Below are 12,755 nucleotides of genomic sequence, written 5' to 3'. Positions count from 1 at the left end.
GGCTGCCCGGGTGCTGGTAACAACCCCGAATTATTTCATCAGGGCGATCTTTTTTACGGTCGTGTAATCTTCCGGCATACCCTCGTTTCCTTCAGGTCTGCCAGACACTCCTCGGGCATTAAATCGGCAGAAATAAATTCCGCTCGATGCTGCACGACCACTATTATCTTTTCCATCCCAGCGAACCACATGTTCGCCAGCACTATAATTACCTTTTGCTAACCTGGTGACTAACTGACCTTTAATATTAAAGATGTCAAGTATAATATTACAACTTTGTGCCAGGTTGAACTTTATATTCGTTTCAGGATTGAAAGGATTAGGATATGCACCAATCAATTCTGTTGTTGTTGGTAGATAATCATCAGTAACGGGAGTATTTACCACAGTTAAAACTACGGGAATAGTAAACGTAGTACGTTCATCACTGATCAAAATATCTGCTGTATAATCTCCAGCACTTAATCCGGCACTATTAAAATACACATCAAACTCATCGTTGCCAAACGTGCCTATCGTGCCTGTATTATGTGACAGATTACACCAGCCAATTCCCAGGCTGAAGAGATAAATAGTTCCAGATTCCACACTGCCATCGTTTCCCATTAATTCATAATCAAGTTGAACTTCTCCGGTATAATCAGAATCTATTGTAACATTCACTCCGGCAGTTGCATCTTCACCGGCTAATAAACCACCATCACTTGTCCAGTGTATTTCCACTCCATTACCAGAAATATTGTCAGGCATTAAAGGATTACTGCCACCATAAAAGCCTGTGGAGATATTTACTGTGATACCTTCAGGAAAATCAAGATATACATCAATGATAGCTTCATTATCATTGGATTGATTTGACAATTCAAATACCCAACCGGTTGTCTCACCTGGAGTATAATTATCTACATTACAGCTAATGCCGCTGCCGGTTAAATCCCTCATAGCAGTTCCGGTTTCTATTACCTGAACTGAATAATTGATGTCACCTACTCCCAGATTTTCCAGCCCTATCTCTTCACTGGTCTCACTGTCGGGCATAAGTTCAATATTCAATTCTGTCACGTCTATCAGCAATTCAGGTGCTGGTGGAGGTCCCATTGGTGGGAATACAATATAATCAATCCAGCCGGCATCAGAACCGCTTGAAACACCCTGATCTTTGCGGTAACGCCATTCAAATGTATGGAGTCCCTGATCTACATCATAGGTTTCCAGACTCCAGGGATCTTCTCCATCCCATCTATCCATCTGAACGCCATCGATATAAAATGCCAGCCAGTCAAAATTATGATTTGAAGGATCCTGTTCACAGGAAACTTTTTTATAAAATGAGATTTCACCATCTACACGAATCCAGGTCTCAATTAACATCGAGGTGGATGTGTTATCACCGATAGAAGCTGAACGGGCACTATATTGTCCCATATAGGCATAATTATCTATCGTCCATTCCTGACCGTTAAATTCCCAGTCATAGGTATCAAAAGTCTGAGACTCAAAATCTTCCAGTACCAATCCTACGGTATAACTATAATCAGCAGTTGTGAGATAATTACCAGAGGTAGCATTGTAATTAAAGCTAACGCTGGTTCCTTCAGGAGTATCTTCATCAATGGTCACTGTAAATTCTGCAATTGCTTCACCACCTGGAGCGATTGGGTCCAGATAATCAGTCATCACATCAACATTTACCCAGGGATCAAAACTCAGCAGGATTGCTTCAACTTCACCAGTTGCAGCATGTCCTGTATTCATAGTTGGGAATGAGAGTATCACGGTTTCACCAGCATCCAGCACACCATCATTATTTCCAGTGCTGTCATCGATCTGGGCATAACCGCTTTGCATAATAGGAGCATTCATGGTCAGAGTGAAATTGGATGTCCAGGAGCCATCATTTGAATCAGTAATTTCGAGCATAATGATTGCAGTCTGCTGGTCAACTATATCATCAGATATTTCTACACAAAAGGCTCCAATCAGTTCAATTATGCTTTCTCCATTAATATCACCACAATCTACAGTTCCATCTACAATATTCAAATACTGACTAAAAGTTGTAATTGTTGCAGTAACACCTTCGGCTGCCTGATTACCGACATTATTCAGACTAAGATCCAGATTTACCGTCTCTCCATAATCCAGAAGTCCATTGTCATTTCCTGCCACATCATCAATCTCAAGTGCTTGCATAACGATATATGCCTGGTCTGTAGCGATCACAATATTTCCCTGAAAACGGTTCTTATTATGAGCTATTGCAGATACACTGATCAGTCCAGGTGAACTGATGGGCTCAAAAGTTTCAATATTTGCAGTACCTGCGGCATCCGTAATTCCTCTACCAATTAATTCACCATCTTGAACTAATGCTATTCTGGCATTTTCAGTATCAGATGTTATCTGGATCTGATCTATTCCTATAGGCAGTGTTACAGGATGATTGACTATCATATCTTCCGGTTCTGCTGTCCAGATGTCCATCGATGGATCTCCAAAAAGATTAGTTTCATAACATACCCAGCGCATATTACTATTATTTTGCATCATACTCGCATTATATTCATGAGAATACTGGTTCACCAATCCAATTTCACTGACTTCTTCTCCAAAAATACCATCAAAGAACAATCGGTCATAATATTGTGATGAACTATTTGTTCCTCCGGGCATATACCATCCGTAACGGGAATTGGAAATACTGGCAACTTCACCACTTGATATTCCACCAGAAAATTTCTCTGCGAAGCAATCATCAGTATAATATCCATTATAATGCCAGTTATCAAATGAACCGTTATAACATCCCTGTGAATATCCAATCACAAAACCGCGGGTTAAACCGTTATTTGTAAAATTGCCCTCTGTGAGATCACCATTATCCATTTTCATGTTATATGTGTTGCTGGAATGACCTAAATGGTTCAAGAGATTAATTCCCACATCAGAAAATTCATCAAAAAGATCATATTTATTCCAGTTCATATCTCTTTCATAAAAATAATTCACATTGAAATTATCACTGATCCCGGTTGTACTGTAACCATCATAATATCCACCATCAGCTATCTGGTCTTTATAATTTCCGCCCCAGGTTTGTGGATTATCATTTAATGATTCTCCCACCATGACAGCCTTTTCAATATCTTCTATTACTGGACTGTTTTGATAAGAGATCAGCTTATTTGTGGCATTACTAACTTCGGTGGCACTATCTACACAAATCCTGCCAATTGCCAGCTCTGCATAAGGATCTATTTCATTCTGTTCTCCCCAGTAACCATCTCCGTCATTATCCCAGGTGCCGTCTAAATTAGAGAAATACATATCTGAAGGCAAGGATGGATCATCATCGACTGAAAAGCCCCTGTGAGGTACTATCGCTGTTTCATTAGGATTTCCGGCATCTCCTGCCAGGATCACATATTGGATATCATAGCTTTGATAATATGATATGATGCAGCTTCTCACCTGTGCTGCCTCATCGATTCCTGTATAATTACTATAGATATCATCCACAAGCTCTACTGCCACTGAAAATCCCGTTGATTTCTTGAAATCTACATAATCCTGAAAATAAGGCTCTAATTCTGAATTAGTGATCAAAAGCATATCATAATCTATCAGTCTTCCGCCATTTTCTGTATAATTGTAGCTTGATAATGCCTCAGCGTTATCAACTATTTTCTCTATTCTCTTTACTATTGCAGGATTTATCTTCAAATTTGCTTCCACATCCTGGGCTCTGTTACTATATTGCGTTTCCAGATCAATAGTAACGGATTTTATAAATCTCACACTTCCGCGAACCGGATTATATTCTACAGGACAAAACTGTAAGGATGCAATACCATGACCGGATAAATATCCTGTATAGGCATCGCTAATACTCCGCTGGGGAAATACGCTGTCTCTTTCATAAATTTCGGGATCAGGTACTGCCTGATAATCTGCAGGTGCTGGCTGACTGATCGGGAAAGGACGAACTGCCGGTGCTATAACTCCACTCTCTTCCATTGGATAATATTGTATGTCCACAATGTTTACACTAGTAACTTCCTCATCCTGCGGAAGAAGTATATCTATCCCTTTCCAGGGAAGCGATGGCTCTCCCTCTAATCCGATTTCTATACAATCATTATAATTTATCTCCAGAACATCTCCATTCATATTAAGTTCTGGATATTCCATTGACACGGAATACTCTACATTACCACCAAAAAGAAAAACACTAAACAGTGCTACTATTAAGATAACAATTCCATTCTTCATATATACTCCTTTTCATTTACAGCTTATTCATATAGTATAAAGCAATTTCCATGCCAGACAAAAATATCTACATCTACAGTGGGTGTTATCAAGATAAAATTTATTAATTTAGCTATGTAACAATTACCAAAAAGGCAGAAGAGCTGGATTTGATCTCAAAGAAGTGAACATTAAATAATTAACTGATTATGAGTAAAAACGTTGTAATATAATATGAGATCATCTGTACTGGATTACGAGGCTAATTTGGGAAATGATACACTTGTAACCCACAGGTAACCCACAGGGAGGGTACAGGGTGGTTATTTAGGGCATTAATATCACGTAATTTAATATATATCAATAAATTAGCTGAAAAAGCCTTAAATATGAGTCAAATAAAACAACTGATCTATTTATGATAATGGTAGAAATGGGAAATATTTAAAGTAAACAAGTGTATAATTCAGGACAAAATTCATGAGTCTTCTCAATTGATCCCAGAGCCTGTTTTACTAAGGGTTTTATTTCTGAATAAAAAATGAATGATAATCATTAATTAAAGCTGATGTACACTCAATGCTTGACATAATTATCAAATATACTTTTTCAATAGTAGCATTTTGCAGGACATAAATCAGAAAACCTAATATTAAAACCTGGAAAAAAAAGGGGGTTGAAATCGTTCAAACTATAATCACTTAAATATTATGTGCCCATAATTTTTATGGGCATATGCATCAAATTTGTCAATATTGGGAAATTGACCTTGCTAAGACCTTGCGGATGGTTGCAAACCTCCGCAATGATTGACCGATATGAGCAAGATAATTATTTTCTAAATTGCATAATACTATAGATTTAAAAAACTCTGACCTCTGATCAACCATTGCGGAGGTCTATCGACCATTCGCAAGGTTTTGGCTGGTGCACATTGCCACTTGTGACATTATTTATTGACAATATTATTAAAAATTCATTACATTATGGGTAGTAGAGTATAGGAGATTGTAATGTCAAAAGATAAACGAAAATTATTGATAGTGGAAGATGAGATCATCATTGCCATGAGGCTTGAGATCTATTTTCGCTCCAAAGGATATGATGTTCTGGGATATGTGACTACCGGCAGAGAAGCAATCGATAAAGCCCTCGAGTGCCACCCTGATCTAATCATCATGGATATAAATCTTAAGGGAGATATAAATGGTCTTGATGCTGCAGAGAAAATCATTGAATCTCAATATATACCTATTATTTTTATTACCGGGTATTCTGATGAAGAATATAAAAATAGAGCAATGAAATTAAATCCACTTGGATATTTTTTTAAACCTGTAAATCTTTACGAACTATTAACAGCGATAAATAACTTAGATGACTGATAAACTTCAATTTCAGCAAAATTATGGCATTGATCATGAATGGCTGATTAAGCACAGCATAAATATGTTCTATATTCACACTGCTGATCATCAGATAGTTTATTTAAGCCCACAGGTAGAAAAAATGCTAGGATATACTCAAGAAGAAGCATTGGTCATTTGGACAGAATTAGTGACTGATAATCCCATTAATGAAATTGGATTTGAGAATACCATGAAAGCTATAAGAACAGGCGAAACACAACCGGTTTATGAACTTGAATTGATAACAAAAGTCGGGAAAAAAATCCGGGTAGAAGTAAATGAAACCCCAATTTTAGAAGATGGTGTAGTTAAATATATCTCCGGCTCGCTGACAGAAATTACTGAAAGGCGCAAATCAGAAATTAAACAGCAGGTGCTTTATAATATCTCAAGTGCAATCAACCAGGCAGATGACCTAGATGAACTTTTCAAGAGGATCCGCTGGTTATTAAGTGAAGTCGTAAATGTAAAAAATTTCTATATTGCACTAATTGATGAACAAACCAAAAAGATAGCATTTCCCTATTTTGTAAGTGAACTTGAGCAAAAACCTCAGCCAATGGAGTATTTTGATTCGAAAGGTATAACACAGTACGTGATTGAAACGGGTAAAGCAAAGCTGGTCAATCAAAATGAACTGAAAAACATGGAGAGCAAGGGTATTATCAAGCTGACTGGAAAGCTGCCCAAATTATGGCTTGGAGTTCCGCTAAAAATAGATAATTCCGTTATTGGAGTTATCTCAGTGCAGTGTTATCATGATGAACATTGCTATTCTGAAGAAGATATGGAACTACTCAATTTTGTTTCTGAAGAAGTGGCATTGGCTATTAAGCATAAACAGGCTGAGCAGAAGATAGTTGGCAGTTTAAGAGAAAAAGAAAGCTTATTGCGAGAACTTTACCATAGAACCAAAAACAATATGCAGATAATTGAAGCGATGTTGATAATGTCAGCAGAATTTTCTGAGAACGAGGATATAATCAAATTAAATCAGGAAATTGCAGATAAGATATATTCCATGTCACTGGTACATCAGAAACTTTATGAGGAAAAGGATCTCTCTTCAATAGATTTGCAGGACTACATCAAAGAATTTTCTGAGCACATGATGAATATTTATACTAAAGAAAATAATTATCGAATTGAGCTTGATCTTGTCTCAGTGAAAGTTTCCATTGATTCTGCTGTTCCATTAGGACTCGTTCTAGCGGAACTAATTACCAATGCCTTTAAGCATGCCTTTATCGGGATGAAAGATGGAATAATAAAAATTAAACTCGATCGCGATGAAAATAACCTGGTTGTTCTGGAAATTAGCGATAATGGGGTAGGAATTGACCCTGATAAGGATTTATTGGCTTTGAATTCCATGGGTATAAGAACAGCTTATGCTATAGTGGAATTTCAATTGCAGGGAGAATTAACATATGAATCTGATGGGGGGTTAAAGTGGAAAATCTCTTACAGTGATGAACATTCAGGAACAAGGATCAATGTCCAGGAACGAAGTGAGGTTATTCCATCTACCCACGAGAGTGAAGAAAAATTCCGCATTATCTCAGAGACTTCTCCCATGGCAATAATGATCTATCAAAATGATAAATGGGTTTATGCGAATAAAGCTGCATCCCTTATTTCCGGTTATTCAAATCAGGAATTAATGCAGATGAGGTTTTGGGATTTTGTACACCCTGATTATCAGGAAAAAGTGAAATCTATCGGAATAAGAAGACAAAAGAGTCTGGATACTATCAATAGTTATGAATTTAAGATCATCACAAAATCCGGTAATGAAAAATGGGTCTGGCTCAGTGGAACTTCCACGACTTATAATGATAAACAGGCGGGTATAATAACTGTTCAGGATATCACAGCCAGGAAAAACGCTGAAAGAAAACTTAAAGAAAGTGAAGAAAGATTTAAATTTCTCACAAAAGCCACCTTTGAAGGTATTGTTGTCCATAAAAAGGGGACAATAATTGATGCCAATGACTCTTTTTTGAAAATTAGCGGTTACTCCCGAGAAGAGTGTATAGGTAAATATCTGCTTGATTATATTCCCAAAATGAAAGATAAAGCCAAAATCATCTATAATATCGCCAAGAAGCAGGAAGTAAAGCCTTATCTGGTAACAGCTATCCGTAAAGATGGTTCACCTTTCATAGCGGAGCTGGAATCAAAGAACGTAAAAAACACCGGAGAAAATATACGGATTGCAGCCGTCAGAGATGTGACTGAACGCCAGAAAGCACAGGAGCAACTAAAGATCGCACATGAGCGGTTACGAATAATGAATTCTATCCTCAGACATGATATTGCCAATGATCTGGCAGTAATTGATAGTGCTCTGGAACTTTATCTAGATAAACCGCAGGATCATCTACTGACAGAAATGCGTAGAGTTGTCAACAGATGCATTAATACTATCAGAAACCAGCAGAAACAGACAGTGAATCTTGAAAATGTAAAATTCCAGGAGAAAATTGATCTTAAAATGGTGATTGATGAGATTACAGTTAACCATCCTGAGATCAAAATCATTATTTCTGGTGATCAAAAGAAAAATGTTCAAGCTGACGAGGCAATGTATTCAGTTTTTGATAATCTTATCAGTAATGCCGTAATACATGGAAAGGCGGATGAGATCAAAATAGAGATATCGGAAGAAGATGAATTTTGCCAGATAACTTTTACTGATAATGGCGTGGGCATACCGCTGGAAGTTATGCCCAAAATCTTTGAAAAAGGATATCATTACGGCAAAACTGGTCATACTGGTATTGGATTATATATCGTTCAGAAAACAATTGAGGAATTTGAGGGAAATATCTCTGTGAAATCAAATCAACCTCAAGGTACGATATTCGTTATTAACCTGCGTAAAGTGTAATTTGATAAATTACTGACTATTTGCTTGCCTTACCTGATATATATTCTATTTCTAACTTGATCACTGCCACATTTTTAAGACTTTTCTCAATAGCTTTCAGGCCAGCGTTCAGATAATCAGGGGAATATTTTTCTATCAGCCCCATTAAACCCTTTTTCTTTTCTTCTCCTTCCACGATTCCTGCTTTACCAAAACAGATCACGCTTTCATATTTTGTGGTAAATTCTGACTGGATTACCTTTGTTTTGCCCACTACGCAAAAAGAAACTCGATCATTATAGGCAATATTATCAATCTTGTGACCCATGTGAGCAGCATGAAAATAGATACATCTATCCTGATAAGCATAATTCAAAGGCACACCATAAGGCTGGCCATGTTCATCAACTGTAGATAATACACCATATTCTCCTTCTACTAATATCTTGTTTGCTGACTGCTCATTTATTAAGCGGTCTTTTCTTCGTAATTCACGCATTTTCTCTCCCTTATTTAACCTAATTCAAAGCTGGTAATACCATAAATTTTTGATAATGACAATTCAGGATATTTACCCAAAAACATCCTCGCCGTCTCAAAGACAGGTTTCATTTGATATTTCTCCACTAAAATCCTGGCTGAGGTATTGGGTGCCGGAATATCAAGAAAGAACTCCGTTCCAGATGGGATCGCTGACTGTAATGTACTCAATAAATACTCTGCTACCTCATATTTTTCTGCAAATAATGGCCCCACCTTATATCCTTTCCGGCAGGGACGGATACAGCCATAACCTGATAATTTATCCTGTTGAATTACTCCCAGGGCAATAGTTCCGGGCTGACTGATCCAATTTTGCAAAAATGATTGCCGTTTTTCAGGAAAATATCTACGATCATATTCACGCACAGTCTTAAAGGGAATTTCTGCCAGAAGCTTCATTCCTGGACAGGATGATGATTCTTTTTGGGATATTCCCTGATACCGGATATTATTATGAGCCAGCACAAAACCAGATTTCTGATAATTTGCAATCTGAGAAACCACTCCATCCAAACCAGCAGTTCTTCCTGCTAAGTCAGCAAGTCCAGCTTTCCAGATTTTCACACCAAAGCCTTGATCGCGATATTCAGGATGAACTATATAAAATCCAATGAAACTAAAGGATTTTCCATATTTAACTGCCGATATACTGGCAATCATCTTATCTCCCAGAAATCCGGCAAGAAATCCACCCGCATCTGCGGCAAAAAAACAATTACCATCATAAATCCCAGGATTCCAACCTTCCTCTGCTGCCCAGTTCAGAGCAATATCCAGCTCCCTGCGATTCATTCTCCTAATGCAATATTCATCCATAATTTCAGTTTCTTCCTTTGCGTTAATATATTTAATTAATTCATTACTGATTGTTGTCAATATTTATTACAAAATCTGGCATCCCCCCGTTTTTCATTTGAATTTTATCCTCATTTGTAAATATTCAGCATAGTATCCCTTATACTTTTTCCTAACCATTAGTTTCCAGTTACTAAATAAATAATTCACAACTTTGGTAATACGATAATATATGAAAACTATCTTCTTCATATCTCGTTTCCTGTCACACATAAATCTTGGAAATATTCTAAACAAAGTCATTCTCAAATCATACATACTATAAATAAGAAACAGTGCTGCCAATAACAATAAATTCATGTTTTTTAATCTTGTGTAGTCCATCAACTGCATCTTTTCCCAACCAAAATCTTGCTTAACATGTCTGTGAAATTCCTCAATTTTCCAGCGTAATCTATAACCACTTAATCCCTTAAATATGATTTCATCTCTATCATCATTAAGATGTCTGACACTTGCATAAAGATAGAAATAACCTCCTTTATCGGCACTGTCAAATTCTCGTTTATTTCTTTTTTGAGGTTTCTTAACATACCTTCCGACAATCAGCCATACACTCACTGTGTTCGGTTTTTTACGAGGATGCGGATCAACAGGAATTTCTACTCTAATTGCTCCTACCTCTAATTCTGTACCATCATTGGATTTCACACTTACATCAAGATTTACTGTCTTTGCTAAATCAATAAAGTCTATAGGTTTACACTGATATATCAGTTTCCTGTTTTTCTTAGCTCTGATAATAAAATCCGCATCATTATCAGATAACTCTTTAAATAACTTTTTATCATCATAATAACGGTCACAGGTATATATTCCCTTGTTGCCAGAAGCTATTTGTATTTCATTGATTTGATCAAAGAGAATATTTTTGCAACTATCTATCTCAATATCATCACTATATAATTCAGACATCATGGGAATTATTTCACACCCGGTTTCTTCACTGGAATTGACGGCAGCAACATTGATCAATTTGTATCCGAATCCATTTTTGTGCTCACCGCTTCCATCTCTAATGTAAGTTAACCCTTCCATCTCAGTAGCACTTGATTTTATTATGTCACTATCATCCATTACAATAATGGAATCATTGTTTAGTTTTCGAGCTGCTTTTTCCAATAATCTGCTTCGAAGTTGAGTAGTTAATTCCGGTTTTGACAGATGGTTTCTTAGTCTTTCTGTAGTTTTTTTGATAGTAATATCTTCTTTTAACTCAATGGCAATTTGTCTTAAAATGCAACCTTTTGATTTAATAATCCCTGTAATAGATTGTCGTATGAATGTTGTAAGAGGTTTAGACATATTGTTACCTAAATAATAAGTCAGATTATATAATTTTCCTTGCAAAATTTTCTTAACTTCTTTTTCTTTAACTATGTTCATGGCATAGCTCCTTATATATTTTATTTTAGTCGATGTCATATTATTAGGAGCTATGTTTTTATACAAGTATATTATGCTATTTGTTACATATTTATTTTACTCTAATTTTGTTCAGTATATTTTAATTTCGGGGGGATGAGTGTTATTACAAAATTGACATGTGAGTAATTGTTACAAGTTTTTATATTGACAGAAAATATTCCTGAAGATATTTATATTGAAGTTCAATAGAGATAAATGTAAAGATTTATTGCATATAATTTTTTATAAATTAGGGAGGCTAATCATGGGATACCTGTTTTACGGCACTAAATATATAATTGATCATCTAATCTTTAACAAACATACTCCTCTTATTTGTGGTTTAGTGGTAACTAATAATTGTAATCTGCGATGTCGTCAATGCCGGATACCAGACCGAGGTGAAAAAAGTCTCAGTTTTACTGAAGTAATGAGGGCAATTGATTCCTTTTATGATGAAGGAGGGCGGACACTCTATATTCAAGGTGGCGAACCTTTTGTCTGGCATGATAAGGATTACAGTCTGGAAGATATTATCGAATATTCTCGAAAAAAGGGCTTTTTTACCACGATTATCTATACTAATGGCACCTTTCCCTTACAGACCTCGGCAACTACTGTTTTTGTCAGCATAGATGGTTTGCAAAAAACTCATGATTACTTACGTGGTGAATCATTTGACAGGATAATAAAAAATGTGCAGGAATCAAGTCATTCTTCCCTGTATATCAATTTCACGATAAATAATATTAATAAAACTGAAATAGAGGATTTCTGCAAATTTATAGATAGTATTAAACAAATTCAGGGCATCTTTTTCTATTTTCATACACCATATTATGGATTAGATGATTTATATATAGATCATGAGGAAAGAAACCAAATATTGATGAACTTATTGAAATATAAAAAGAAGTATAAAATCTTAAATTCACAGGCAGGTTTGAAATCAGCTCTTAGAAATGACTGGAAAAGACCATTAGATATTTGTCGTGTATATGAGGAAGGTAAAATATATCAATGCTGCAGATTTCCCGGAAACCCTGAACTATGTAAGAATTGCGGGTATCTAAGTTATGCTGAAATAGATCAGACATTAAAATTGAAACCATCAGCAATCATGAATGCCATAAAATATTTTTAATAATTTATTATTGTGAAAGTAACCCTTAGAATACTCATCCTGGCATTAATATTGCCTATAATCCTATCTGCATACAATGATGAGGAATTTGATTATAAATTCATTCAGGCAGATACCTGCTGTTCATTTCGAGGCAGTTTTATCGTAAATTGCCAACCCGGCGTTTTGATTGATCTGATATATGATTATGATAAAATCTCAGAATATTCCCCGGGGGTGAAAACCCTGGAATTAGTTAGACAAGGTGAAGACTGGTATGAGGTAGCCTTCACCT

The 12,755-nt window shown here is 36.2% G+C and carries 8 protein-coding genes; 4 read left to right on the top strand and 4 right to left on the bottom strand.

The features are described 5' to 3' along the window. Nucleotides 1–30: 30 nt before the first annotated feature. Nucleotides 31–4,272 carry a C25 family cysteine peptidase gene (locus RAO94_10210; GenBank protein MDP8322711.1) on the bottom strand — a complete coding sequence of 1,414 codons (4,242 nt, stop codon included), beginning with the start codon at nucleotides 4,270–4,272 and terminating at the stop codon, nucleotides 31–33. Nucleotides 4,273–5,264: 992 nt separating this feature from the next. Here RAO94_10210 and RAO94_10205 point away from each other — a divergent pair. Next, nucleotides 5,265–5,636, top strand: coding sequence for a response regulator (locus RAO94_10205; protein MDP8322710.1), 372 nt, complete (start codon nucleotides 5,265–5,267; stop codon nucleotides 5,634–5,636). Next, the gene (locus tag RAO94_10200; protein MDP8322709.1) at nucleotides 5,629–8,553 is read left to right on the top strand and encodes a PAS domain S-box protein; all 2,925 of its coding nucleotides are present in this window, start codon (nucleotides 5,629–5,631) and stop codon (nucleotides 8,551–8,553) included. Before RAO94_10205 ends, RAO94_10200 begins: the two co-directional genes overlap by 8 nt. 16 nt (nucleotides 8,554–8,569) lie before the next feature. Here the strand turns inward: RAO94_10200 and RAO94_10195 are convergent, their stop codons facing one another. From RAO94_10195 to RAO94_10185, 3 genes are all read right to left on the bottom strand, one after another. Next, on the bottom strand, nucleotides 8,570–9,031 hold the full coding sequence (locus tag RAO94_10195; GenBank protein ID MDP8322708.1) for a pyridoxamine 5'-phosphate oxidase family protein: 462 nt from the start codon (nucleotides 9,029–9,031) through the stop codon (nucleotides 8,570–8,572). A gap of 14 nt (nucleotides 9,032–9,045) precedes the next feature. Then, a complete protein-coding gene (locus RAO94_10190) occupies nucleotides 9,046–9,867 on the bottom strand; it encodes a GNAT family N-acetyltransferase (protein MDP8322707.1) in 822 nt (273 codons plus the stop codon). 117 nt (nucleotides 9,868–9,984) lie between these two features. Further along, the gene (locus tag RAO94_10185) at nucleotides 9,985–11,316 is read right to left on the bottom strand and encodes a transposase (protein ID MDP8322706.1); all 1,332 of its coding nucleotides are present in this window, start codon (nucleotides 11,314–11,316) and stop codon (nucleotides 9,985–9,987) included. Nucleotides 11,317–11,602: 286 nt separating this feature from the next. Here RAO94_10185 and RAO94_10180 point away from each other — a divergent pair, with 286 nt between their 5' ends. Together RAO94_10180 and RAO94_10175 are read left to right on the top strand one after the other, a co-directional pair. Then, a complete protein-coding gene (locus tag RAO94_10180) occupies nucleotides 11,603–12,481 on the top strand; it encodes a radical SAM protein (GenBank protein MDP8322705.1) in 879 nt (292 codons plus the stop codon). 12 nt (nucleotides 12,482–12,493) lie between these two features. Next, nucleotides 12,494–12,755 (top strand): hypothetical protein (locus RAO94_10175; protein MDP8322704.1); only part of this gene is annotated, 262 nt, incomplete at its 3' end.

Origin of the sequence: Candidatus Stygibacter australis (assembly GCA_030765845.1) — a bacterium.
Classification (GTDB): Bacteria; Cloacimonadota; Cloacimonadia; order Cloacimonadales; family TCS61; genus Stygibacter; species Stygibacter australis.
Note: the sequence above shows the minus strand (reverse complement) of the source record. Positions and strands in the feature narration are given on the sequence as shown.